General features: G+C 73.4%; 19 protein-coding genes. 10 read left to right on the forward strand and 9 right to left on the reverse strand.

Features of this window, described 5'->3' with window-relative positions; translation table 11 throughout:
- Positions 1-202: 202 nt before the first annotated feature.
- The gene (locus tag ACZ31C_RS20480; protein ID WP_465796644.1) at positions 203-1,069 is read left to right on the forward strand and encodes an AraC family transcriptional regulator; all 867 of its coding nucleotides are present in this window, start codon (positions 203-205) and stop codon (positions 1,067-1,069) included.
- A gap of 4 nt (positions 1,070-1,073) precedes the next feature.
- On the opposite strand, the gene ACZ31C_RS20485 is transcribed toward ACZ31C_RS20480, so the two are convergent.
- The 3 genes from ACZ31C_RS20485 to ACZ31C_RS20495 form a co-directional block, all read right to left on the reverse strand.
- Positions 1,074-1,868, reverse strand: a complete 795-nt coding sequence (locus ACZ31C_RS20485; RefSeq protein ID WP_465796645.1) for a nucleotidyltransferase domain-containing protein — start codon at positions 1,866-1,868, stop codon at positions 1,074-1,076.
- Positions 1,861-2,370 (reverse strand): NUDIX hydrolase, encoded by a 510-nt coding sequence (locus tag ACZ31C_RS20490; RefSeq protein ID WP_465796646.1) that lies wholly within the window; start codon positions 2,368-2,370, stop codon positions 1,861-1,863. Before ACZ31C_RS20490 ends, ACZ31C_RS20485 begins: the two co-directional genes overlap by 8 nt.
- A gap of 258 nt (positions 2,371-2,628) precedes the next feature.
- A complete protein-coding gene (locus ACZ31C_RS20495) occupies positions 2,629-4,845 on the reverse strand; it encodes a hypothetical protein (protein WP_465796647.1) in 2,217 nt (738 codons plus the stop codon).
- Positions 4,846-5,500: 655 nt separating this feature from the next.
- On the opposite strand from ACZ31C_RS20495, the gene ACZ31C_RS20500 reads away from it, so the two are divergent.
- Positions 5,501-6,934, forward strand: a complete 1,434-nt coding sequence (locus tag ACZ31C_RS20500; protein WP_465796648.1) for an RNB domain-containing ribonuclease — start codon at positions 5,501-5,503, stop codon at positions 6,932-6,934.
- Between the two features lie 246 nt (positions 6,935-7,180).
- A complete protein-coding gene (gene npdG, locus ACZ31C_RS20505; protein ID WP_350698541.1) occupies positions 7,181-7,879 on the forward strand; it encodes an NADPH-dependent F420 reductase in 699 nt (232 codons plus the stop codon).
- Positions 7,880-7,938: 59 nt separating this feature from the next.
- Here the strand turns inward: npdG and ACZ31C_RS20510 are convergent, their stop codons facing one another.
- From ACZ31C_RS20510 to ACZ31C_RS20520, 3 genes are all read right to left on the reverse strand, one after another.
- Entirely contained in the window at positions 7,939-8,448 is a 510-nt protein-coding gene (locus tag ACZ31C_RS20510) for a hypothetical protein (protein ID WP_465796649.1), read from the reverse strand.
- Positions 8,449-8,555: 107 nt separating this feature from the next.
- The gene (gene panB / locus ACZ31C_RS20515; RefSeq protein ID WP_465796650.1) at positions 8,556-9,401 is read right to left on the reverse strand and encodes a 3-methyl-2-oxobutanoate hydroxymethyltransferase; all 846 of its coding nucleotides are present in this window, start codon (positions 9,399-9,401) and stop codon (positions 8,556-8,558) included.
- Positions 9,402-9,512: 111 nt separating this feature from the next.
- Positions 9,513-11,294 carry an NAD+ synthase gene (locus tag ACZ31C_RS20520; protein WP_465796651.1) on the reverse strand — a complete coding sequence of 594 codons (1,782 nt, stop codon included), beginning with the start codon at positions 11,292-11,294 and terminating at the stop codon, positions 9,513-9,515.
- A gap of 205 nt (positions 11,295-11,499) precedes the next feature.
- On the opposite strand from ACZ31C_RS20520, the gene glnA reads away from it, so the two are divergent.
- Complete coding sequence (gene glnA / locus ACZ31C_RS20525; protein ID WP_131054872.1) at positions 11,500-12,849, forward strand: type I glutamate--ammonia ligase; 1,350 nt, start codon at positions 11,500-11,502, stop codon at positions 12,847-12,849.
- Positions 12,850-12,947: 98 nt separating this feature from the next.
- A complete protein-coding gene (locus tag ACZ31C_RS20530) occupies positions 12,948-13,373 on the forward strand; it encodes a DUF350 domain-containing protein (RefSeq protein WP_350698551.1) in 426 nt (141 codons plus the stop codon).
- 54 nt (positions 13,374-13,427) lie between these two features.
- Here the strand turns inward: ACZ31C_RS20530 and ACZ31C_RS20535 are convergent, their stop codons facing one another.
- Together ACZ31C_RS20535 and ACZ31C_RS20540 are read right to left on the reverse strand one after the other, a co-directional pair.
- On the reverse strand, positions 13,428-13,925 hold the full coding sequence (locus ACZ31C_RS20535; protein ID WP_465796652.1) for a hypothetical protein: 498 nt from the start codon (positions 13,923-13,925) through the stop codon (positions 13,428-13,430).
- A 134-nt stretch (positions 13,926-14,059) separates the two neighbouring features.
- Positions 14,060-14,935, reverse strand: coding sequence for a S66 peptidase family protein (locus tag ACZ31C_RS20540; protein ID WP_465796775.1), 876 nt, complete (start codon positions 14,933-14,935; stop codon positions 14,060-14,062).
- 126 nt (positions 14,936-15,061) lie between these two features.
- Here ACZ31C_RS20540 and ACZ31C_RS20545 point away from each other — a divergent pair, with 126 nt between their 5' ends.
- The 5 genes from ACZ31C_RS20545 to mptB (ACZ31C_RS20565) all read left to right on the forward strand — a co-directional run bounded on the left by ACZ31C_RS20545 (position 15,062) and on the right by mptB (ACZ31C_RS20565) (position 24,206).
- Positions 15,062-15,829: a type 1 glutamine amidotransferase gene (locus tag ACZ31C_RS20545; protein ID WP_350700664.1), complete on the forward strand. Its 768-nt coding sequence runs from the start codon at positions 15,062-15,064 to the stop codon at positions 15,827-15,829.
- Positions 15,829-18,942: a bifunctional [glutamine synthetase] adenylyltransferase/[glutamine synthetase]-adenylyl-L-tyrosine phosphorylase gene (locus tag ACZ31C_RS20550; RefSeq protein WP_465796653.1), complete on the forward strand. Its 3,114-nt coding sequence runs from the start codon at positions 15,829-15,831 to the stop codon at positions 18,940-18,942. Before ACZ31C_RS20545 ends, ACZ31C_RS20550 begins: the two co-directional genes overlap by 1 nt.
- Positions 18,943-19,361: 419 nt before the next feature.
- The gene (locus ACZ31C_RS20555; RefSeq protein ID WP_465796654.1) at positions 19,362-20,894 is read left to right on the forward strand and encodes a hypothetical protein; all 1,533 of its coding nucleotides are present in this window, start codon (positions 19,362-19,364) and stop codon (positions 20,892-20,894) included.
- 67 nt (positions 20,895-20,961) lie between these two features.
- Positions 20,962-22,362 (forward strand): polyprenol phosphomannose-dependent alpha 1,6 mannosyltransferase MptB, encoded by a 1,401-nt coding sequence (gene mptB, locus ACZ31C_RS20560; protein WP_465796655.1) that lies wholly within the window; start codon positions 20,962-20,964, stop codon positions 22,360-22,362.
- Between the two features lie 14 nt (positions 22,363-22,376).
- Positions 22,377-24,206 (forward strand): polyprenol phosphomannose-dependent alpha 1,6 mannosyltransferase MptB, encoded by a 1,830-nt coding sequence (mptB, locus tag ACZ31C_RS20565; protein ID WP_465796656.1) that lies wholly within the window; start codon positions 22,377-22,379, stop codon positions 24,204-24,206.
- A gap of 401 nt (positions 24,207-24,607) precedes the next feature.
- On the opposite strand, the gene ACZ31C_RS20570 is transcribed toward mptB (ACZ31C_RS20565), so the two are convergent.
- Positions 24,608-25,438 carry a hypothetical protein gene (locus tag ACZ31C_RS20570; RefSeq protein WP_465796657.1) on the reverse strand — a complete coding sequence of 277 codons (831 nt, stop codon included), beginning with the start codon at positions 25,436-25,438 and terminating at the stop codon, positions 24,608-24,610.
- Between the last annotated feature and the right edge of the window lie 11 nt (positions 25,439-25,449).

Raw genomic sequence — 25,449 nt, forward strand, 5'->3', positions numbered from 1 at the left:
GTCTCGGTCCCGATGTCGTCTGCTACTCAGTCCGCGACCTGGGCATCCCTGGCCGGTCGACCTCATTCCGGGGCGGTGGCGGGTATCCGGGCGCGAGCATGGAGTACCACCGCTCACCACCCGACCGCACCGGGCACAGCATGTCGGGTGCCGGGTGCCGTCGCGCCCATAGTTTGGGTGGCGCAAAGGAAGGAGGCACCGGGTGCTGGAGCGACTCAACCAGGCCATGGAGCACATCGAGCGGCATCTCGACCGGCCGGTGGACGCCGGTGAGCTGGCGCGGATCGCGGTCACGTCGGAGTACCACTTCCGGCGGCTGTTCTCCGCGTTGGCCGGCGTTCCGCTCTCCGAGTACGTGCGGCGTCGCCGGCTCACCGTGGCGGGCGCGGAGGTGGTCGCGGGGGAGCGGACGCTGCTCGACATCGCGGTCCGCTGGGGGTACGGCTCGGCCGAGGCGTTCGCCCGCGCGTTCAAGGCGGTGCACGGGGTCGGGCCCGGCGAGGCCCGGCGTACCGGCGCGCTGTTGCAGGCCCAGCCCCGGATGTCCTTCCGACTGATCGTCGAAGGGAGCAGCAGCATGCGATACCGCATCGTGCAGAAGGAGCCGTTCCGGCTCGTCGGTCGGAAGGCCCGGGTGCCGCTGGTGCACGAGGGCATGAACCCGGCCATCGTGGCGTTCGTCAAGAGCATCGAACCGGCGACCCGGGACCGGATCGAGGCGTTGTCCGACCAGGAGCCGGCGGGTGTGGTCAACGTCGGCGACGGCCTCGCCGACAGCCGCGCCGAGGGCACCGAACTGGACTACTGGTACGGCGTGGTCACCGGCGCCGACGCGCCCGACGACCTGGACGCCATGCCGGTGCCGGCGGGCACCTGGGCGGTCTTCGAGAGCTCCGGGACCGTTCCGGAGGCGGTGCAGGACCTGTGGCGGGACGTGTTCACGCAGTGGTTCCCGTCCAACCCGTACCGGTCCCGGCCCGGGCCGGAGATCTCCCGTACCCGGATCTCGGCCGACGGCAGCCGTGCCGACGCGGAGCTGTGGATCCCGGTGGAGCCGGTCGCGGCCTGACGGCTCAGGTCGGCGTACCGGTGAGGTCGGCCAACACCCTGCGCTGGAAGGCGCGGGCCTGCGGGCCGGACGGGGGTGGGCCGCCGTCGCGGGCGGCGATTGACCGGGTCACCAGGTCGGTGGTCGCGGCGTCGACGAGCGGTCCGGCCCCGTCCAGCAGCCGCCGGCCGGCGGCCACCTTGGGCAGCCACACCCCGTGGTGCAGGCGTACCCAGGACCGGCACGCGCCGAGCACGGCGTCCTCCGCTCCGGGTGCGGGCACGTCGCCGGCCGGTAGCGGCAGCGCCAGCCACCAGCGCAGCGCCTCCGCCACGAGCCGCCGCAGGTCGTCGGGGGACAGGTCGGCGAAGACGTCGGCGGCGGGCGGGCCGAGAAGGGCCCGCCCGCTCTGGTGCAGGATGCTGCGGTCCAGGCCGTACCAGAACAGGCCGTCGGCGGGCGGCCGGTCCGCCGGGCCGTACGACACCCGGAAGTCCATTGCCGCGCCGGTGTTCAGCTCCACCTCGAACCCCGGCTCGGGCGTGCCCGATCGGGCCACCTCCCACCGGTACACCACCAGTTCCAGCCCGCGCGCCGGGCAGGGCAGCGCCTCGTGCCGCAGCCGCGCCACCAGCTCACCGGCCACCGCGCGGTCCAGCGGGCCGCCGCAGACCAGCGCCACGTCCACGTCACTGCGCCCCGGCTGGTACGCGCCCAACCCCACCGAGCCCGCCGCGTACGCCCCGCCCAGGTCCTCGCCGAGCACCTCGCGGGCGGCGGCGACCAGATCGGTCAGGTAGCGCAGCGGCGCGTCAGGCATGTTCGAGTTCGCCCGGCGCTCCCCAGCGCATCCCGGCGGGCAGGAAGTACGCCGAGACCTCGGTGCCCAGCGCGTGCCGGATCACCATTCGGGCGTGCTCGTCGAGGTCGGGCAGTTGCCCCGGGGCGAACCACCGCACGTCCGGCGACCCGTCGTCGTCGACCCGCAGGTCGCCGCCGAGCAGACGGCAGCGGAAGCCGAGGTTGAGGTACTCGCAGCGGTCCCCGTTCGGGTACGTGCGCGGGTGCGTCACCGCGCTGCTCAGGCGCAGCGGCTCGACCTCCAGGCCGGTCTCCTCCAGCACCGCGCGCACCACCGCGCTCGCCGGCTGCTCCTCCGGCTCGACGAAGCCACTCACCACCGACCATCGCCCGTCGTAGGCGAGTCGGGAGAGCAACAGCTCGCCCGCGTCGTTTCGGACCACCGCGCTGACGCTGGGTAGCCAAATCAGCTCGTGTCCGACGTGTTCACGCATCCGCAGGATGTATTCCGGTACGCCCATCCGGCGACCTTAGCCGGGTGCCGATCGGCCCTTGCATCCGGTCAGGACGAAGTGACGAGTGACCCGATTCCCCTGGCAGAGTTGGATTTCGACTACTCGGACGCGCTCGGTGCGCGCACCGTCGCGGCGCGCCGACATTCGCGCGGCAGGCGTCCGCGTCCGTCGTCGCAGTGACATTCATTCGTGTACGGAGAGTGATAGGCCTGCTGCGACATTTTGTGTCTTTCGCTGTTTTCGCACGTAAAGCCACATGCAGGTCTACTGTGGAAAAGCCTGGTGACTTGCAGTGTTCCGGTGGCGGGCGGTCGCATCCCGATGCACAGTGATCCCATGAACGACATCGGACATGGGCGCTACTTCTGGTGTACGCGGCACCACCGGGTCGAGCACGAAGCCGACGTGTGCCCTGCCCGGCACGTCCTCGGCCCGTACGCCTCGGCAGCCGACGCGGAGAACGCCCTGCAGAAGGTGCGGGAGCGCAACGAAGCATGGGAGGCCGAGGACGCCCGTAGGGCCGAGGAGGACGGGGAGGAGAAGTAGCCGACGCGGGACGACCTCGCGTCGCGACACCACGTGCGCCGCGAGGGCGGTGGCACGTCCCCAAGGAGGAACCGAGATGGCCGAAGCACAACAGGCCACCCGACCGGCCGCGACGCGTACACCTGCCCGGCAGACTGCCGCCACGGATCGCACCGCCGGCCTCACCCGTACGCCGACCACACGTCGCGCGAACGGCACCGCCCCGGCCACCCGTACCGCGTCCGGTGGTGCCGGCCGGGCCCCGGCCTCCAAGCGCACCACCGCCACGACCCCGGCCACCAGGAGCACCACCACGGCGACCCCGGCCCCGCAGGCGACCGCGTCAGATGGCATGACCGCCCCGGCGCGCAAGCGCGCCGCCGTGAAGGCCCCCGCCAGCCAGATCACCGCAGCGACCCCTGCGGCTGCCGGTCGGAAGACCGCGCCCGGGTCCGCTGCGGCTGCCGTCGGCACAAAGTCCACACCTGCCGCCGGTGTGAAGTCTGCGCCTGCCGGTGCGAAGTCTGCGCGTGCCGTTGGTGCGAAGTCCACCGCCGCCGCCACCGCCACCACCGCTGCGGCGAGGAAGACCACTGCTGCTGCCGACCGGAAGGCCGCCACCGCTGCGGCGAAGACGACGGCTGCCGCTGCCGGTGCGGCGAGGAAGACCACCTCGGCGCGGGCCGGATCGAGCGAGGGTCGGACGGTTCCGGCGCGCACGACGACGGCGGCCAAGCGGGCACCGGCCAAGGCCACGACAGCGACGGCGACAGCAGCCCGGACCACGGCGGCGCGCAGCACGGGTACCCGGAGCACGACCACTCGGAGTGCGGCGGCCGGCAGTGCAGCGGCCCGAAGCACGGCGGCGCGCACCACGGCCGCCAAGGCGTCCAGGAGCGCGGCGACCCCGACGCGCAAGACCGCTCCCGCGCGCAAGGCTGCTTCTGCTGCGTCTAAGACTGCGCCGGCCCGTAAGGCTGCTTCTGCTGCCTCCAAGACTGCGCCGGCGCGGAAGGCTGCTTCTGCTGCGGGCAAGACCGCTCCTGCGCGCAAGGCCGCTTCCGCCGCGCGTAAGACCGCTCCCGCGCGGAAGACGACGACGGCGCGGGCCACCGCCGCGCGCAAGGCCCCGGCCACGAAGACCACCGCAGCGGCCGGCAAGGCCCCCGCGCGCAAGACCACCACGGCGTCGACCCGCACCCCCGCGCGCAAGACCACCACGGCGTCGACCCGGACCCCCGCCCGTACGACGGCGGCGAAGGCACCCGCGAAGAAGGCCCCGGCGAAGAAGGCGTCCACGGGTCGCGCCGCCCCGGCGAAGAAGACGACGGCTGCTCGGACCGTCTCCGCCCGCAAGGCCGCTCCCGCCAAGAAGACGGCAACGGGTCGGGCCGCTCCGGCCCGTAAGACCGCTCCCGCCAAGAAGGCCTCGACTGGTCGGGGCGCTCCGGCGCGCAAGGCCGCTCCGGCGAAGAAGACGACGGCCGGTCGGACCGTTTCCGCCCGCAAGGCCAATCCGGCGAAGAAGGCGGCGACTGGTCGCGTCGCTCCCGCGCGGAAGACCGCTCCGGCGAAGAAGGCGACCGCGACCCGGCCGGCCGCGACACGCAAGACGGCGACCGCAGCGAAGAAGACGACGACCCGGGCCACAGCGGCGCGCAAGTCCGCACCGGCCAAGAAGTCCGCGGCGAAGGCCACGAGCAGCGGTACGGCGGCCCGGAAGTCCACCGCCCCGGCGAAGAAGTCCACCGCCCCGGCCCGGAAGTCCACGGCGAGCGCGACGACCAGGGCGAGCGCGACGACCAGGGCGGCGGCCCGCAAGTCCACGGCCCCGGCGAAGAAGGCCACGACGAGCGCCGCGAGTCGTGCCCGCAAGTCCACTGGTCCGGTGGCCAAGTCCACCGCAAAGCGGACGACGACCTCGGCGACCTCGGCCCGCAAGGCCACCCCCGCCAAGTAGCCGACCTCGACCCAGCCTCCAGCGTCCTCCGCTGAGCAGGTCTCCCTGCCCGCCCACCCCGGCCGGTCACCGACGCACGATCATGGAGTTGTGGCCCCCGCGAAAGCCATGAAAGTGGACAGAGCGACAGCCACAACTCCATGATCGGCGTGTGCGGGCTACGGCGTGTGCGGGCTACGGCGTGTGCGGGCTACGGCGTGTGCGGGCTACGGCGTGTGCGGGCTACGGCGTGTGCGGGCTACGGCGTGTGTGGGCTACGGCGTGTGGGGGCCACGGCGTCGGCGGGTCGTCTTCACGGGGTGCGCTCGGAGGAGGCTTGTCCTGGGCTGTGAGTTGGTCCCTTCGGGTGCCGTCGGAGGGCTGTGGCCACGTGCGAGGCAGCAATATCCCTGATACTGCTGCCTCGCGGCCCAGTTGAGGCAGCAGTATCAAGGATGTTGTGCGGATCTTCGCGGCCCGAGCTGCACAGGTGAGCAGGGTCGGGCAGGTGCGGGCGGCCGGTCGGGCGGACACCGCGGGGCATGGAGGGCTGCCCGCCCACCCCTGGTCGGCGTCTGCGCCAGGCGGCTCGCCGGACCCGCCGCGGACGTGTAGTGGCGGGGGGTCGGTCGGGGGAGGGCGGGGTGTGCGGGAGGCTGTCAGGATTGGCCCATGGTCATCCGACGGGTTGTCGCACCTCGCATCGACTTCGGTGGGCTACGTCGTGAGTTGGGGCTGCCTGAGGCGTACCCCGAGCAGGCGCAGCGGGAGGCCGACGAGGCGGTTGCCGCGCCGCCCCGACCGGCGGTGGACCGGACGGACGTTCCGCTGGTCACGGTGGACCCGCCGGGGTCGCGGGATCTGGACCAGGCGATGCACCTCAGCCGCCGTACGGGTGGCGGGTTCCGGGTGCGGTACGCGATCGCGGACGTGGCCTCGCACGTACGCCCGGGTGGTGCGCTGGAGGAGGAGACCTGGCGGCGGGGGCAGACGGTCTACCTGCCCGACGGCAACGTGCCGTTGCATCCGCACAGTCTCGGCGAGGGGGCGGCGAGCCTGCTGCCGGACGTGGACCGGGCGGCGGTGCTGTGGACCATCGACCTGGACGCGGACGGCGCGACCACGGCTGTCTCGCTGGAGCGGGCGCTGGTGCGCAGCCGGGCCCAGTTGGATTATCCGAGTGTGCAGGCCGACGCGGATGCGGGTCGGTTGCCGGAGCCGATCGCGTTGTTGCCGGAGATCGGTGCGCTGTTGACCGCCCGGGGTCTGCGTCGGGGTGCGATCAACCTGCCGATCCCGGAGCAGGACGTGGAGGCCGACGGCGACGGGTGGCGGTTGGTGCTGCGGGCGCCGGTGCCGATGGAGGAGCACAACGCGCAGATCTCGCTGCTCACCGGGATGGCGGCGGCGGACCTGATGCTGGCCGGCGGGATCGGCCTGTTGCGGACGATGCCGGCGCCGAAGCCGGAGGCGGTACAGCGGCTGCGGGCGGCGGCGGGGCCGCTGGGCGTGGACTGGCCGGAGGGGATGAGTGTCGGGGAGTTGCTGCTGGGGCTGGACCCGGCGCAACCGAGGGCCGCCGCCTTCGTCGACCAGGCGGCGGAGCTGATGCGGTCGGCGGCGTACACGGCGTTCGACGGCGAGGTCCCGGAGCAGCCGGCGCACGGTGGGGTGGCGGCCGCGTACGCGCATGTGACGGCGCCGCTGCGTCGGCTGGCCGACCGGTACGCCACGGAGGTCTGTCTGGCCCTGCACGACGGCCGCGCGGTGCCGGACTGGGCTCGGGAGGCGTTGCCCCGGTTGCCGGCGGTGATGTCGACGACGGACCGGGCCGCGTCGGCGGCCAGCCGAGGTGCGATCGACCTGGCCGAGGCGGTGTTGTTGGCGCATCGGGTGGGGGAGACGTTCGACGCGGCGGTGCTCGACGTCGACGCGCCGCCGAACGGCAAGGGGCGCGCGAACCGTCCACCCGGTGGTGCGGTGGCCCTCGACGATCCGCCGGTACGGGCCCGGTGCACCGGTGAGTTGACGCCCGGCACCCGGGTCCGGGTCCGGCTGGTCACGGCCGACCCGACCACCCGCACGGTCACGTTCGACCTCGCCTGACCGACCCGCCACGAGAACCGGCCCGGCGCGGAGCCGACCCGCCACGAGAACCGGCCCGGCGCGGAGCCGACCCGCTACGGGAGCGGCTCCCCGCCACCCTGGACCACCTGTACCCGACCCGGCCGTCGAAGGTGCGGCGGTGCGTGGTCGAGTCGCTGCGCGCGGTCGCCGACGGACCCACCCAAGGGGGTTTGTCACAGCTCAGGGCGCTGCTGCGCGGCCGCTGGATTTGCGAGGATGGCGACCATGGCATATGACGCGAGCGACCTGCCCGACGTTTCCGGGCTCACCGTCGGCATCATCGGTGGCACCGGTGACCAGGGCCGGGGGCTCGCCTACCGGTTCGCCCGGGCCGGTCAGACGGTGCTCATCGGATCCCGTTCCGCGCAGCGCGCGGCCGAGTCGGCGGCGGAGATCGCCGCCCTGCCGGGGGTACCGGCCGAGGGCAGCGTGACCGGGGCGGACAACGAGGAGGTGGCCCGCCGCAGCGACGTGGTCATCATCGCGGTGCCGTGGGACGGGCACGCCGCCATCGTCGCCGCGCTCGCCGCACCGCTCGCCGGCAAGATCGTGGTCGACTGCGTGAATCCGCTCGGCTTCGACAAGCAGGGCCCGTACGCGCTGCCGGTGGCGGAGGGCAGCGCCGTCCAGCAGGCCGCCGCGCTGCTGCCCGACTCCCGGGTCTGCGCGGCGTTCAACCACGTCAGCGCGCCGCTGCTGGCCGACCCGGAGATCGACCGGATCGAGCTGGACGTGCTGATCTGCACCGAGGAACGGGAGCTGGTCGGGATCGTCGGCGCGCTCGCCGCCCGCATCCCCGGCATGCGGGGCATCTACGCCGGTCGGCTGCGCAACGCGCACCAGATCGAGGCGTTCACCGCCAACCTGATCGCGATCAACAAGCGCTACAAGGCGCACGCGGGCGTCCGCGTCACCGACGTCTGAGCGACCGCACGAAGCAGCGGCCCGCCGGAGTTCCGGCGGGCCGCTGGCGTACGCAGAGGTCAGAAGGTGACGCTGACGCCGGCCGTCTTGCAGGCGGCGGTCAGGTCGACGCCGGCCTTGGCGAAGGTCGGGTTGTCGGCGGCGGCGGCCGGATCCTTGGCGGCTGCCGCCCGCCCCGCCTCGGTGCTGAACTTCCCGAGCGCGGCGGCCACCTTGCTGTCGCCGCCGCCCTGCGACGCCAGCTCGGTCATCTTCTCCTCAAGCCCGCCCAGGATCTTCTTCATCGTGGCCGCCGAGGTGTCGCCGGACTGGACGGCCTTCACGAAGGCCACCCGCATCTCGTCGCTGGCCACCTGCGCCGACTGGCACAGCTTCTTGTCGCCGACCACGTCGGCGGCGCTGGCCGTGGACGGCGCGGAGGCGTCGGGTGCGGCGGAGGTGGCCGAGGAGGGCGGTACGGCGGACGGGGCGGTGTCGGCGGCGGTGTCGGCCGAGTCCCCGCCGCAGGCGGAAAGCGCCAGCAGGCAGGCGCACGCCAGGGTCAGGACGGAGGTGTGCATTCGCTTCACGGGCCGGTACGTTAGCCGCCTTCCCGGGATCCCGCTGCCCGGTTCCGAGGAGGTGCCGCCGCAGGGCCGGTGCGCGTCACAGGCCGTGACGCGCACCGGCGTCCTGCTCAGAAGGTGTGTTCGGCACCGGGGAACTCGCCGCCGCGTACCTCGTCGGCGAAGCGCCGGGTGGCCTCGCCGAGCACGCCCGCGAGGTCGGCGTAGCGCTTGACGAACCGGGGCGTCCGGCCGGTACGCAGCCCCGCCATGTCCTGCCAGACCAGCACCTGGGCGTCGGTCTCCGGACCGGCGCCGATGCCCACGGTCGGGATGCTCAGCTCGGCGGTGATCCGCTTGGCGACCTCACCGGGCACCATCTCCAGCACCACCGCGAAGGCGCCCGCCTCGGCCACCGCCCGCGCGTCGGCGAGCACGTCCTCGGCGGTGTCGCCCCGGCCCTGCACCCGGTAGCCGCCGATGGTGTGCTCGCTCTGCGGCGTGAACCCGATGTGCGCCATCACCGGGATGCCGGCGCCGACGATGGCGGCGATCTGGTCGGCGCAGCGCCGGCCGCCCTCCAACTTCACCGCGTGGCAGCCGCCCTCCTTCATGAACCGGACGGCGGTGCGCAGGGCCTGGGTGGGCCCCTCCTCGTACGAGCCGAACGGCAGGTCGCCGACGACCAGTGCCTGCCGGGTGGCCCGGACGACCGCCCGGACCAGCGGCAGCAACTCCTCGGCGGTCACCGGCAGGGTGGTCTCGTAGCCGAACACGTTGTTGGCGGCCGAGTCGCCGACCAGCAGCACCGGGATGCCGGCGGCGTCGAAGATCGAGGCGCTGTACTGGTCGTACGAGGTGAGCATGGGCCACTTCTCGCCGCGCTCCTTGGCGGCGATCAGGTCGCGGGTGCGGACCCGCCGGGTGACCGGGCCGCCGTAGAGGGCGGTCACCTCGGCCGGGGTGGACTCCACCATGACTGTCTCCTTCCTCGAGGCCGCGTACGCGGTCCCCGGGCTCTGCCGCGATCGTCGCACCGGCGGCCCCGGTCGCGGCAGGGCGCAGTGGAGGATGTCACTCGCCGGTGGTCAGCCGTCCTCGCGCCATCGGTTGGTGATCGGCAGCCGGCGGTCCCGCCCGAACGCCTTCATCGAGATCTTCGCCCCGGGAGCGGACTGGCGGCGCTTGAACTCGGCGGTATCCACCAGCCGGAGCACCTTGTCCACCACCGCAGGGTCGTGCCCGGAGGCGACCAGGCCGTCGCGGCCCAGGTCGCCGTCGATGTAGCCGATCAGGATCGGGTCGAGTACGTCGTAGTCGGGCAGCGCGTCGCTGTCGAGCTGGCCGGGGCTCAGCTCGGCGCTGGGCGGCTTGCCGATCGAGTTCTCCGGGATCGGCGGCGTGCCGCCCCGCCGGGTCGCCTCGGCGTTGCGCCAGGTGGCCAGCCGCCAGACCAGCGTCTTCCAGACGTCCTTGATCGGGTTGAAGCCGCCGACCGAGTCGCCGTAGAGGGTGGAGTAGCCGACCGCCAGTTCGCTCTTGTTGCCGGTGGTGAGCACCAGGTGGCCCTCCTGGTTGGACAGGGCCATCAGGATGACGGCGCGTACCCGGGCCTGGAGGTTCTCCACCGCCACCCCGGACAGCGACATGTTCGCCAGGAAGGTGTCGACCATCGGTTGGATGGGCTCGATCCGGTAGTCCAGACCGGTGCGCTTGGCCAGGTCGGCGGCGTCGTCGCGGCTGTGCTCGGAGGAGTGCTGGCTGGGCATGGAGAGGGCGACCACCCGGTCGGGACCGAGCGCGTCCACCGCGATGGCGGCCACCACCGCCGAGTCGATGCCGCCGGAGAGCCCGAGCACCACCGAGGGGAAGCCGTTCTTGTCGACGTAGTCGCGCAGCCCCAGCACCAGGGCCTGCCAGACCTCGGCCTCGTCGGCGACCGGCTCGATGATCCCGCCGTGCGCCGGCGGGCCGTCCGGTGCCGGGGGCAGGCCGTCGATCGCGCGCCGCACCATCCGCAGCCCGCCGGTGAGTTCCGCGCCGTCGCGGGCGCCCCCGAGGGTGGCGCCCGGACCGCTGCCCGTCTCCGGCAACTCCACGTCGTGCACGAGCAGGTGCTCCACGAACTGCGGTGCGCGGGCCAGCAGCGTGCCGTCCGCCGCGACGATCAAGGAGTCGCCCTCGAAGACCAGTTCGTCCTGGCCGCCGACCATGTTGACGTACGCGATGGTCGCCTCGGCCTCGGCGGCGCGGCGGCGGACCACCGGCAGCCGCAGGTCGTCCTTGTTCAGCTCGTACGGCGAGCCGTTGATGCTGACCACCAGCCCGACCCCGGCGTCGCGGGCGGCGGCGAACGGGCCGCCGGCCTGCCACAGGTCCTCGCAGATGGTCAGCGCCACGTCCACCCCGCCGAGCCGGACGACGGTCAGCGTGTCGCCGGGCACGAAGTAGCGGTCCTCGTCGAAGACGCCGTAGTTGGGCAGGTGGTGCTTGAAGTAGGTGACCACCACCTCGCCCCGGTGCAGCAGCGCGGCGGCGTTGCGGGCGCCCCGGCCGGGCTCGGCGTCCGGGCTGACCTGGGGCGGACCGTCGGCGTCGAGGTAGCCGACCACGACCGGCAGGTCGCCCAGCCCGTCGGCGGCCAGGTCGGCGGCGAGGCGGTGCAGCGCCGCCTGCGACGCCGCGACGAAGGACCGCCGGAACACCAGGTCCTCGACCGGGTAGCCGGTCAGCGCTAGCTCCGGGAAGATCACGAGTCGGGCATCGGCGTCGGCGGATCTCCGGGTCCACGAGCGGATCATCTCCGCGTTGCCGGCGATGTCGCCGACCCGGGGGTTGACCTGGCACAGGGCGAGACGCAGGGTGGGCATGTCCTCATCTTGCCCACGGCGGGCGGCCTCGACACGTGGTGTCCGCGCAGACCACGCCACCCGGCGACCGTGGGTCGGGACTGGGCGGGACGCAGTGGCCGTGGGTCGGTTAACGTCTGCGTAATCGGGTCGGTGGAGACTGGTCGGTCAGGTCGGGTAATCACCGTCCGAAGCCGGACATAGCGTGTCGCGGAAGGTTGGGGCAGTGGACCGTCAGCAGGAGTTCGTCCTCCGCACGCTCGAAGAGCGGGACATCCGTTTCGTCCGGCTGTGGTTCACCGACGTGCTCGGCACGCTCAAGAGCGTGTCCGTCGCCCCTGCCGAGCTGGAGGCCGCCTTCGAGGAGGGCATCGGGTTCGACGGCTCGGCGATCGAGGGCTTCGCCCGGGTCTTCGAGTCGGACATGGTCGCCATGCCCGACCCGACCACCTTCCAGGTCTTCCCGTTCGAGGGCGGGGTCAGCGGCGAGAGCGCCCGGATGTTCTGCGACATCCTGCTCCCCGACGGCGGGCCCTCCTGGGCCGACCCTCGGCACGTGCTGCGCCGGGCGCTGTCCCGGGCGGCGGAGAAGGGCTTCACCTTCTACACCCACCCGGAGATCGAGTTCTTTCTGCTGGAGAACGGCCCGATGGACGGCAGCGTGCCGGTGCCGGTGGACAGCGGCGGCTACTTCGAGCACACCACGCACGCGGTGGCCCGTGACTTCCGCCGCCAGGCGGTGCTGTCGCTGGAGCGGATCGGCATCTCGGTCGAGTTCAGCCACCACGAGGTCGCCCCCGGCCAGCAGGAGATCGACCTGCGCTACGCCGACGCCCTGACCACCGCCGACAACATCATGACCTTCCGGCACGTCGTCAAGGAGGTGGCGCTCTCCACCGGCGTGCAGGCCACCTTCATGCCCAAGCCCTTCACCGACCAGCCCGGCAGCGGCATGCACACCCACCTGTCGCTGTTCGAGGGGGAGCGCAACGCGTTCCACGACGCGGGCGACCCGATGAAGCTCTCCAAGGTGGCCCGGGCCTTCATCGCCGGGCTGCTGGTGCACGCCCGCGAGTACACGGCGGTCACCAACCAGTGGGTCAACTCCTACAAGCGGCTCTTCCCGCAGGCGCTGCCGGACCGGGTCACCGAGAGCCCGGCGTACGTGTGCTGGGGGCACCTGAACCGCTCCGCGCTGGTCCGCGTCCCGGCGTACGGCAAGCCGAACTCGGCCCGGGTGGAGGTCCGCTCGCCCGACTCGGCCGCCAACCCGTACCTCGCCTTCGCGGTGCTGCTCGGCGCGGGTATGAAGGGCATCGAGGAGGGGTACGAGCTGCCGCCGGGCGCCGAGGACGACGTCTGGTCGCTGACCAGCGCCGAACGCCGCGCCATGGGGTACGAGCCGCTGCCGGAGAACCTCGCCGAGGCGATCGACGTGATGGCCGGCTCCGAGCTGGTCGCCGAGGTGCTCGGCGAGCACGTCTTCGACTTCTTCCTGCGCAACAAGCGCGCCGAGTGGGAGCAGTACCGCCGCGAGGTCACCCCGTACGAGCGCCAGCGGTACCTGTCGCTGTAGGGCCGTCACCACCGCCTCCGGCGGGCGTTGCGCGGTGCCGCTATCGTCTCGATCACCGTGCCGGCGCCCGCCGGCCGCAGACGGTGGGGAGGCAGTCGGTGCTGGAGGATCTGCTCAGCGGAGCCTGGCAGAGCGTGGTGTTCGGGGTGGTCGGCGTCGGGCTGATGGCCGCCGGTTTCGTCCTGGTCGACCTGCTGACCCCGGGCAAGCTGCGGGACCTGATCTGGATACGCCGCAACGCCAACGCCGGCCTGCTGCTCGCCGCCAACCAGCTCGGCGTCGCCGGGATCGTCTTCACCGCGATCCTGACCAGCTACAGCGACTTCGCCAAGGGGCTGGCCTCGACCGTCCTGTTCGGAGTGATCGGCCTGGGCATCATGGCGCTGGCCTTCTTCGTGCTGGACCTGCTCACCCCCGGCAAGCTGGGTGAGGTGATCTGCTCCGACGAGCCGCACCCGGTCGCCAAGGTCAGCGCCGCCACCCACTTCGGCGCCGCGCTGATCGTCTGCGCCTGTATCGCCTGAGCCGACCCGTACGACCGCGGGGCGGCATCCGGATGGATGCCGCCCCGCGCGGTGTCACTTCCCGGGGGTCCCTGCGGGGCCGCCCCGGCCGGCCCAGCCGCCCGGCCCGCCGAACACGCCGGCCTCCACGGCCGTGGTGATCGCGTCGGCCTGCTCCTGGGTGAGCTTGCCGTCCTCGACCGCCTTGGCCAACCGCTCGGCCAGCGCCTCCTTGCGGTCCTCGGCGGAACCCTTCGGGCCACGGTCCCCGTCGGGACGCTCGCGACCCTCGCCGTCCGGGCGATCCTGCTTGCGCTGCTCGCGGAGCTTCTCCAGCGCCTCGGTCACCTGCTCGGTGGGTACGCCCAGCTCCTCGGCCAGGGCCTCGGCGAACTGCGTCCGGTGCGCGCCCAGCTCCGGCCGCTTCTCGTCCTGCTGCTCGGCGCTCGCGCTGGCGCTCGGAGTGGCCTTGTCGTCGGCGAGCGCCACCGTGGGGGCGGCGATCCCCACGCCGAGGACACCTGCGGCGGCCAGTCCGGCCAGCAGGTGCTTCTTCGAGATCGTGCGGGACATCGGTCCTCCAACTGGTCGGTGATGCGATGACGTCACCGACAGTGACCAGCCTGGCTGAGGTCGAGCCGTGGCGAACCTGTCAGCGAGCTGGCAATGTCAGCCCGAATTCCGGCCAAACCGGGTATCCGGGCGGGTCAGTGGACGGCAGGGTCGACGGTCAACGTGCCGGCGTCGGCATCGAGGACGGCCCGGGTGCCCACCGGCACGCTGAGCTGACCGGGCCCGTGCCCGATCGGCAGCCCGCCCAGCACCGGTACGCCCAGATCGCCGAGGCGTTCGGTGAGCACGTCGGCGACCCCCACCGGCCAGCCGTCCGCGCAGTCGGTGAACTGACCCACCGCCACCCCGGCCAGCCCGTCCAACGCGCCCGCCCGACGCAACTGGGTCAACATCCGGTCGACCTTGTACGGCGGCTCCTGCACGTCCTCCAGCAACAGCACCGCCCCGGTCAGGTCCGGCATGTCCGGGGTGCCCACCGAGGCCACCACCAGGCAGAGGTTGCCGCCCAGCAGTCGGCCGACGGCCCGGCCCGACGTGCGTACCGGGAAGGTGTCCTCGCTCTCGACCGCGCGCACGGTGACCGGTGCGGTGGTGGTCAGCGCCGCGTGCAGGGACTCGGCCGAGGCCAACGGCGTGCGTTCGTCCCGCCAGGCCGCCCCCGGCCCGTGCACCCCGGCCAGTCGGGCACCTCGCCACAGCGCCAGTTGCAGCGCGGTGATGTCGGAGAACCCGGCCACCACCTTGGGATCGCGACGTACCGCCGCCATGTCGATCGCGTCCACCACCCGCTGCGCGCCGTACCCGCCCCGGGTGCAGATCACCCCGCGTACCGTCGGGTCGCCGAAGGCGGTGTTCAGGTCGGCGGCCCGCAGCGCGTCGGTGCCGGCCAGATAGCCCTGCCGCGCATAGACGTGCGGGGCGAGCACCGGCCGCAGGCCCCAGCCGGTGAGCAGCTCGATGCCCCGGGCCACCCGTTCCGGACGGGTCGGCCCGGACGGCGAGACCAGCATCACGGTGTCGCCGGGACGCAGCGCCGGCGGGCGTACGACGTGATCGGGTGCGGTGTGGTGGGACACAGCGGCAGAGCCTAGTCCCGCGCGCCGGGTCCGTCGGCGGGACCGGATAGCCTCGACGGCGTGGCAACCGCGTTGGTGATCGAGAACGACCCGACCGACGATGCGCGACGGCTCGGCGAGTGGCTGACCGAGGCCGGTCTGGAGCTGTCGGTGACCCGCCCGCACGCGGGCGACCCGCTCCCCGCCGACCTCGACGGGTACGCCGCGCTGGTGGTGCTCGGCGGCGACCAGCAGGCCTACCCGTACCCGGACGGCAAGCCCGGCGCGCCCTGGCTGCCGGCGGTGGAGGGGCTGCTCCGCAAGGCCGTCCGGCACCGCGTCCCGACACTCGGGGTCTGCCTCGGTGCGCAACTGCTCGCCACCGCGCACGCCGGCACCGTCGAGCGCAGCACATCCGGGCCGGAGGTGGGCCCCGCCGTGGTCGGCCGGCGCGACGCCGCCGAGAACGACCCGTTGTTCCGGTACGTCCCGCTGATCCCCGACGTGCTCCAGTGGCACACCGACGAGATCACCGAACTACCGGCCGGCGCGACGCTGCTGGCCGCCTCCACCCGCTTCCCGCACCAGGCGTTCCGCCTCGGCGACCGGGCCTGGGGCCTGCAGTTCCACATCGAGTGCGACGCCGACATGATCGCCGAGTGGGCGACCGACTCGGCGGTGCTGGCCGAGCTCGACTACGACCCGGAGCTGGTCGTCGCCGCCTGCGCCGCGGTGCTGGCCGACATCGAGGACGTCTGGCAGCCCTTCGCCGCCAGGTTCGCCGCCCTGGCCCTGGGTGAACTGGACGACAGCGGGTCGCGCCGCAGCCTGCCGCTGCTCGGGCACTGATGGGCCGCCCGAGCAACGCCACCGGCCGGCTCGCCCGGTACGGCTTCGGCATCACCGACGACGACGCCGGTGCCCGCGCCGCAGACCTGCTCGGCCCGGACGGGCTCGACCTGTGGCGCCCGCAGAACCAGGAACCCGCCGGCGACCAGGCCCGGGAGCTGCTCACCGCGCTGTCCCGGGCCGCCGACCCGGACCTGGCGCTGCGCCAACTGCACCGGATGGTGGAGGCCGAGCGCCGTGCCGTGGCCGACCCGAACGGCGGCACCGGTGCGGCGGTACGCCAACGCGGCGCCGGACCGGGACGAGCCACCGCCACCAGCGATGGTGGCCCGGCCGTCGCCGCACCGACCGGTGGCATCGGCGTCGGGTCGCAGCTGCTGGGCGCGCTGCACGACGACCCGGGGCTGCGCCGTCGACTGATCGCCGTGCTGGGCGCCTCCTCGGCGCTGGGCGACCACCTCGTCGCCAACCCGGACCAGTGGTCGGTGCTGCGTACCGAGGCGGACGGGCTCGCCCCGACCGCCGACGGGCGGCTGGACCTGACCGGCGAGGGCAACCCGGTGGCGGTGCTGCGCCGTGCGTACCGGCTGGCGTTGCTGCGGGTCGCGGCGGCCGACCTGACCGGCGGACGCGGCCTGGAGCAGACCATGGCGGCGCTCTCCACGCTGGCCGACGCCACCCTCTCCGCCGCCTACGCGACCGCCGTGGCCGAGCTGCCCGAAGGCACCCGCAAGCCCCGCCTGGGCGTGGTGGCGATGGGCAAGTGCGGCGGCGGCGAGCTGAACTACGTCTCGGACGTCGACGTGATCTTCGTGGCCGCCGAGGACGACGACCTGGCGGCGGCCACCACCGTCGCCACCCGGCTGATCCACATCTGCGGGCTGGTCGCCTGGCCGGTCGACGCCGCGCTGCGTCCCGAGGGCAACCGGGGGCCGCTGGTGCGTACCCTCGCCAGCCACCTGGCGTACTACCGGCGCTGGGCCCGCACCTGGGAGTTCCAGGCGCTGCTCAAGGCCCGTCCGGCCGCCGGTGACCTGGCGCTCGGCCGGGAGTGGATCGACGAGCTGGCGCCGCTGCTCTGGCACGCCGCCGAGCGGCCCGAGGCGGTCGAGGACGTCCGGGCCATGCGTCGGAAGATCATCGACAACATCCCGCCCAAGGAGCAGGAACGCGAGATCAAGCGCGGCCCCGGCGGCCTGCGCGACATCGAGTTCGCGGTGCAGTTGCTGCAACTGGTGCACGGCCGGGGCGACGAGTCCCTGCGCGCACCCGGCACCATCCCCACCCTGCGGGCGTTGGTCACCGGCGGCTACGTCGGCCGGGCCGACGGGGAGGCGCTGCTGCGCGGCTACCGCTTCCTGCGCGGCGTCGAGCACCGCCTGCAACTCCAGGGCCTGCGGCGCACCCACACCGTGCCGACCGAGCCGGGCGCGCTGCGCTGGCTCGCCACCGCGCTCGGCTACACCGCCACGCCGGGACGCAGCGCCGTCGAGGAGTTCCGCGCCGAGTGGGTCACCCACGCCACCGAGGTACGCCGACTGCACGCCAAACTGCTCTACCGGCCGCTGCTGGAGTCGGTGGCCCGGGTACCCGCCGACGGCCTGCGGCTGACCCCGGAGGCGGCCCGCAACCGGCTGGAGATCCTCGGATTCGCCGACCCGGCCGGGGCCCTGCGTCACCTCCAGGCCCTCACCGGCGGGGTGAGCCGCACCGCCGCCATCCAGCGCACCCTGCTGCCGGTGCTGCTCAGCGAGTTCGCCGACGCCCCGGAACCGGACCGTGGCCTGCTCAACTACCGCCAGGTCTCCGACTCCCTCGGCAGCACCCCCTGGTATCTGCGCCTGCTGCGCGACTCCGGCCCGGTGGCCCGCCGGCTGGCCCGGGTGCTCTCCTCCTCGCGGTACGTCGCCGACCTGCTGAGCCGGGAACCCGAGTCGCTGCGTCTGCTGGCCGAGGAGAGCGAGCTGACCCCCCGGCCCCGCGAGGTGCTCGGCGACGGGTTCGCCGCCGCGGCCGCCCGCCACACCGACCCGGTCGAGGCGATCCGGGCGGTCCGCGCGCTGCGCCGCCGGGAACTGCTCCGGCTCGCCTGCGCCGACGTGCTCAGCCACGCCGGTTCGCTGACCCCCACCCGCCCCGACACGGATCGCTCGACGCTCGGCGACATCATCACCGTCGGCACCGCACTGGCCGCCGTCACCGACGCCACGCTAGCCGCCGCGCTGCGGACCGCCCGCGCCGCACAGCCGACCATGCCCGACCTGAAGTTCGCGGTGATCGGCATGGGCCGCCTCGGCGGGTACGAGTCGAACTACCTCTCCGACGCCGACGTCCTCTTCGTCTACGAGGCCCCCGAGGGCGTCGCCGAGAGCGCGGCGAGCGCCGCTGCCCACGCCATCGCCGAGGAACTGCGCCGCCTGCTCGGCATGCCGGCACCCGACCCGGCCCTCGGCGTCGACGCCGACCTGCGCCCCGAGGGCCGGCAGGGGCCGCTGGTCCGCAGTCTCGCCGCCTACCAGCAGTACTACGCCCGCTGGTCGCGGGTGTGGGAGGCACAGGCGCTGCTGCGGGCCCGCTGCGTCTGCGGCGACGCCGACCTGGGCACCCGGTTCGAGCAACTCGTCGACCCGGTCCGGTACCCGGCCGACGGCCTCACCCGGGAACAAATCATCGAGATCCGTCGGATCAAGGCCCGGGTGGAGACCGAACGACTGCCCCGGGGCGCCGACCCGGCCACCCACACCAAACTGGGCCGGGGCGGCCTCGCCGACGTCGAGTGGGCGGTGCAGCTGCTCCAGTTGCAGCACGCTGGTGCCCACGAGTCGCTGCGCGGCACCCGTACCCTCGACGCCCTCTCCGCCGCCCGCGACGCCGGCCTGATCGACCCGGCGGACGCCGAGGCGATGACGGCCGGCTGGACCCTGGCCGCCCAGGTCCGCAACGCCCTCATGCTGGTCCGGGGCCGGGCCGGCGACCAACTGCCCCGACACGGCGTGGAACTGGCCGGCGTGGTCCGGCTGCTCGGCCGCGACGACCCGGGCGAGTTCCTCGACGAGTACCTCCGCACCGGCCGCCGCTCCCGCACCGCCATGGAACGCGTCCTGGAGATGTAAGGAAGGGCACCTTATTAACGCCTCCGGTAGAGCAAGGGCCCCTTATTAACACCCGACGACCGCAGCGCCCGATCAACTACCAGGGTGTACGTGCCGGCGCCGGTGAGCAGGTCGTTGCGTCGGCGTACCGGGCGATGCAGGCCGGCTCAGCGGCCAGGGGGCACCTACGGGCGCTGTCGAGCTGACGGCGGAAACGCATCGGAAGGTGGCGCGTGGTCCGGCCGAGCGCGTGACCCGTCTTCGCTCTCAGCTCGACAGGCTCCTCGGCTAGACCCCTGCCTTCGACGGCACCCGGAACCACTGCCGGTCCACCAGCGTGGTACGACTGCTCGGTGCCGACATCCCGCCGTACCCTAGCCTCGGACCAGTGTGGTGCCGCGGAACCCTCAGCCGACGGTCGGTGTGGCTGGACCCGGCCGGTGCTCGGCGCGCTGGTGGCGTCGCTGTTGCTGGCCGTAGCGTTCCTGCTGGCTCCGCCGATGGGAACCGATCTTTCCGCACAGGTGGCCCGCGCGGCCTTCGCCGAGCGCAACGGGTTCGCCCCGCTCGACTTCTCCTGGTACGGCGGGGTCAACCAATTTGGTTACAGCCTCTACACGCAGTGGCTCGGCGCCCTCGTCGGAGTACGGCCGACAGGTGCCCTGGCAGCGGTCGTCTCGGCTGCGGCGTTCGCATGGCTCCTCGTGGTCACCGGTGCTCGTCGGCCGTTGCTCGGCGCTCTGCTGGGCGCGATCGTGCTCGTCGGCAACCTGGCCAGCGGCCGTATCACCTTCGCCGTCGGGCTGATGTGGGGACTGTTGGCGCTCTGCGCGGTGGCCGTTCCTCGCGGGCCGCGCTGGGTGTGGCTCTCGGCGGCAGGCGCGGCTGCGGTGCTCGCGACCGCCGCCAGTCCGGTCGCGGGGCTCTTCACCGGCCTCGCCGGAGGCGCACTTCTGGTCCTCGACCTCTGGCGGGACCGGCGGCCCGGCGCTGCCGCCCTCGTCCTGTGTCTGGCGCCGCTGGTGACGGTGGCGCCGATGGCGGTGCTCTTCGGTAACGGTGGCCGACAGCCGTTCAGCGCGGAGTCAATGCGGATCAACCTCGCTCTCGCCGTGATGGTGCTCGTACTCGTCCCGTTCCGGGCACTGCGGATCGGTGCGGCACTCGCTGGCGTCCTCCTGGTCGTGGCCTATCACGTGCCCAGTCCGATCGGTTCGAACGCGCTGCGCCTACCGATGCTCTTCGCCCTTCCGATCGTCGCCGCGTACGTTGTGCTGTCCCGGCGTTGGCTCGCTGGGCTGCTGGTAGCGCTGTTCTGGTGGCAGTCCCCGGTGATGACCAACGACATCGCCCGTCGCGGCTCGGCACCCGCGTACGCCGCCTTCTATCGACCGCTGCTGGACGAACTCGACCGGCGGGCACCGGTGGGCAGGGTTGAGGTGGTGCCGCTGCGCGACCACTGGGAGAGCGTGTACGTGGCGGCTGCCGTACCGCTGGCCCGTGGTTGGGAGCGTCAGACCGACGTGGGACGCAACGACCTGTTCTACCGCGACCGTCTCGACGCCGAGAGGTACGGCGACTGGTTACGCCAGAACGCGGTCGACTACGTCGCGGTGGCCCCTGACGCCGCGCTCGATCGCTACGGCAGGGACGAGGCGACGCTGGTGCTGGCCGGTCAGCCGTACCTGCGGGAGATCGGCAGCCCCGGACAGTGGCGGCTCTACGAGGTGCGCGACCCCGAGCCCCTGGTCTCCGCGCCGGCACGGCTGGACGCGTCCGACACCGGGGGGGTCCGCTTCACGGCCGATACTCCGGCCGACGTGCTCGTCCGGGTTCGCTGGTCCCGCTGGCTGTCGTTGGCGGAAGGGGACGGATGCCTACGCCGTGGTGCAGACGACTGGGCCATGGTCCAGGTGCGCACGCCGGGCACGTTCAGGGTCACCAGCAGCCTGACACCGTCCGACCACTGTTAGTCCGGTGATCGTCCGACAAACCTGCCCACCTCCGTACCGCGCTCACGGTACTGGCAGCATGTCGGACGTGCCCCATCACCTCGTGCGCTGGACCGGACTGGCCGGATCGATCATGCTCGCCGTGGCGGCGTTCCTCGGCGGCGCCCTGCCCGACGGCGATCTGCGGCCCACTCCGCTGCGCATCTGGCAGGGGCCGTACGGGCCGCTGATCATCGCGTTGTGGCTGTTCGGCACGGCCGCCATGGCCGTCGCGTGGTGGACGTTGCGGGACCGGGTGCCGTCGGCGCGCTGGGCGCTGGTCACCGCCGGGCTCTGGCTCGTGCCGTTCCTGTTCACGCCGCCGCTGGGCAGCCGGGACGCCTACGCGTACGCCTGTCAGGGGGCGAGCTTCGCCAACGGCATCAGCCCCTACGAGTACGGCGTCTCCACGTTGCCGTGTCCGTGGCTGGACACCATGTCCTTCATCTGGCGGGACACCCCGGCGCCGTACGGGCCGCTGTTCGTGGTGCTCTCCGGCGCGATCGTCGCCGCGACCGGATCGCTGATCGCCAGCATCGCGTTGTTCCGCGTACTCGCGGTCGCCGGTGTGCTGCTGACGGCGGTGAGCCTGCCGGTGCTGGCCCGCCACTGCGGGGTACCGGTCGGCCGGGCACTCTGGCTGGCGCTGGCCGGCCCGCTGGTGGGCGTACACCTGATCTCCGGGGTGCACAACGACGCGCTGATGGTCGGGTTCATGGTGGCCGGCCTGGCCATCGTGGTCAGCCGACCGGCCCGGCCGTGGCCGCTGCTGGCCGGTGGGATCGTGCTCGGCATGGCCGCCGGGATCAAGGTGACCGCGCTGGTGGTGGTCCCGTTCGCGGCGCTGCTCGCGATCGGTGGCGGGTTCTCCCTGCGCGGGCTGCTGCGGCATGGCACCCCCGTGGTCGGCGGGGCGGTGGCGACGCTGATCGCGGTGACCCTCGGCGCCGGGCTGAACCTCGGCTGGATCACCGGGCTGTCGCACGGCAACGAGGTGATCGCCTGGACCTCGCCGCCGACCGCCGTCGGGCAGACCGTCGGGTACGTGCTGCTGCCGTTCGGCCTGCATGTCGACGCGCTGCCGGTGACCCGGGCGATCGGCATGGCCGTGCTGGCGGCGCTGCTGGTGTGGCTGTGGTTCCGGGCGCGTCACCGCGAGCCGCTCTGGCACGCCGCGCTGGCGTTGACCGCCACGGTCGCGTTGGCGCCGCTGTTCCACCCCTGGTACTGGTTCTGGCCGCTGGCGCTGCTCGCCGCCACCGCCCACCGCACCTGGTGGTTCAGCGCGGTGACGGTGTTCGCCGCGTTCCAGGTGCTGGCCGACGGCACCGGCCTGCCCCGGTACACCAAGACGGTGGGGGCGCCGCTGATGACGCTGTTCGTGATCTGGGTGGCGGTCCGCTTGGTACGGTCGGCTCGGGCGGCCCGCCGCCCGGTACCCGTCGACTGAGGAGAGGCACGCCGGTGACCGAGACCGGCGTCCGACCCGCCTCCACCCGTGACCGTCGCGTCCGGTACGTCGGCCTGCTGGGGGCGGTGGCCCTCACCGTCTCCGCGTACGCCGGCGGCGCCCTGCCCGACGCCACCGCCCGGCTCTGGCACCCCGTGCCGACCGTGCTGCTCTGGCTGCTCGGCACCACCGCCATGGTGGGCGCCTGGTGGACGCTGCGTGGTGGCGCCCCGTCGACCGGGTGGGCGGTGCGCACCGCCGCCCTGTGGACCGTGCCGCTGCTGTTCAGCGTGCCGCTGGGCAGCCGGGACGTCTACTCGTACGCCTGTCAGGGCTGGGTGTACGCCGAGGGCGGTGACCCGTACGCCACCGGTGTGGCCGAGGCGGGCTGTCCATGGCTGGACGCGGTCGCCCCGGTGTGGCGGGACACCGCCGCACCGTACGGCCCGTTCTTCGTCCTCCTCGCCGCGCTCGCGGTGGTCCTCGGCGGCAGCATGGCCGGCACGCTGGTGCTGTTGCGGGTGCTGGCGGTGTCCGCGCTGCTGCTGGCCGCGCTCTGCCTGCCCGGCCTGGCGCGGGCGGCCGGGGTACCACCCGCCCGGGCGACCTGGCTGGTGCTCGCCTGCCCACTGGTCGGCGTGCACCTGGTCTCCGGCGCCCACAACGACGCGGTGATGCTCGGCCTGCTCCTGCTCGGCCTCCTGCTGCTCGTCCGCCGCCCGACGTCGGCCGCTGGCGTATCACCGCGCGTCGCTGGGTCGTCGGGGGTCGCTGGGACGTCGGGGGTCGCTGCTCTGCCCGGCGGTGCTGGGCCGTCGACCGGCGAGGTGACGTCCGGCGCGCATCGGCCGTCGACCGGCGGGGGGACGTCCGGCGTGGGTCAGCCGTCGACCGGCAGGGTGTCGCCGGGCGTCGCTGGGTCGCCGGGCGGCGGGCTTTCGGCGGGCGTCGCGGGGTGGCCTGCGGTCGGAGCTCTGCTGGTCGCCGGGGTGCTGCTCGGCCTGGCGGTCTCGGTGAAGGCGACCGCCGTGGTGGTGCTGCCGTTCGCGGCGCTGGCGGCGGTCCGTGGCCGGTACACGGTCGCGGCCCTGCTGCGCGACGGCGGTCTGCTCGCCGCCGGTGTGCTGGGCGCGCTGCTGGTGTCCTCGTTGGTGTCCGGTCTCGGGCTGGGCTGGATCGGTGGACTGGGCAGCAGCGGCGACACCGTGCAGTGGACGTCGCCGCCGACTGCCGTCGGCATGCTCGTGGACTACCTCGGCGAAGCGGTCGGGCTGCCGCCCGTCGGTGTGCCGGTGGCCCGGATCGTGGCGCTGATCCTGCTGGCGGTGCTGCTGGTGCTGCTCTGGTGGCGTACCTGGTCGACGCTGCACGGCTCCCGCGTCACCGCGCCGCCGGAGACGCTGGGCGGCTTCCGTGACGCCGCGCCGGCGGGGACGCTGGGTGGCTCCCGCGACGCCGCTTCATCCGGCCCGCCTGCTGCCAGTGCGACCGGCAACGGCCCGCCTGCTGCGGTCGGTGTCGGCCCGTCGACGGTGAGCGCGGGGGTGAGCCGTCACCGTTCGGTGCTGCTCGGCGCGGGGTTGGCGCTGGCCCTCACCGTCGTCCTCGCGCCGGTGTTCCATCCCTGGTACGCGACCTGGCCGCTGGCGCTGCTCGCGCTGGCGGCGACTCGGACCACCTGGTTCCTGGTGCCCGTCGCGGCGGCGTCCTTCCTCGCCCTGCCGGACGGCACCAACGTGGCCCGGCTGGTGAAGGCGCCCGGCGCGGTGGCGATGACCCTGTTGGTGGTCGTCCTGGCGGTCCGGTTCCTGTCCCGGATGCACCGGAACCGCGAGTCGCGCTGAGCCCAGTTGCCGCGAACCCGAGCCGCACGCCACTCGGCGGCCGCAGGTGGGTAGATCTGTTGTCGCTCCAGCGACAACAGATCTACCCACCTGCCCCTGCGGACAACGTCAGCCCCACCGGCCGCGCCGCAATCTCTGACGACGGCACGGCGCGGCCCCCGCACGGCGCGGCCCCCGCACGGCGCGGCCCCCGCACGGCGCGGCCCCCGCACGGCGCGGCCCCCGCACGGCGCGGCGCGGCCACGGCCCAGGCTCGGCCCAGACCGGCCACCATCGGGCCACCATCTCTACCCAGGCCGGCAAACCAGCCCGCGCACCAACGCCGCCCTGCGTGGCACGCACGGGCGCAGAGGCGGAGGGCGCAGGGGGCGGAGGGTGCGGACAGAGAAGGCGGGCAGGGGTCAGCCGTGTGCGCCGCAGGTCGGGCAGGACGCCGCAAGCGCGGGGGTGCGATGGCGGCGCAGGGCGACCATGATCGGCAGCAGGGCCGGTCCGAGGAGGCCGACGACCAGGGCCGTGGCGACCATGGTCGGGTGGGTCGGGCGCGGCGCACCGCCGAGACCGTCCACCATGCCGGCCAGGATGTGCACGTTGAGCAGGCCAATCGGGGTGAACAGGGCCACCACCGCCCACTGGCCTCGCCGGTCCTGGCGCATGGTCAGCCCGACGGCGAGCAGCACGGCGACCGCCAGCAGCACGCCGCCGGTGGCCGGCAGGAGTTGCTCGGCCGTCCAGCCGTACCAGCCCCAGTAGGACTGTCCGACCATGACGGAGGCGGTGGCGGCACCGCCGAGCGCCGCCACGGTCGGCAGCGCCCGCGCCGGCAGCGGCGACCGGGTGTCCGCCGCGAGTGCCAGTGCCCCGAGGGCGAGCTGCGGCACCAGCACGTACAACGGGGGCCGACCGACGTCGGCGACCAGGCTCGCCACCGGCACCGCCGTGGTCGCCAGCACCGCCACGGTGATCCCGAGCCGGGCGGGTCGGCCCGGAGCGACGAGCAGCAGCGAGGCGGCGGCGACCAGCCAGGCGAGCCACGCGACGATGCCGACCGAGACGAACGGCCCGAAGCTCGGGACACCCCACGCGGCCGGTGGTGGTTGCACCTCGGCGAGCGTCCAGAAGGCGGCGAGGAAGGCGGCGGTGGCCAGGGCGAGCAGGGCGGCGAGACGTACGCCGGGGACCACCTCGCCGGCCCCGGCGGCCCGGAGGCGCTGGCGGAGGCCACCCCGCACGAGGTCAGCGG

The sequence above is a fragment of the Micromonospora sp. NPDC023869 genome (assembly GCF_055559695.1).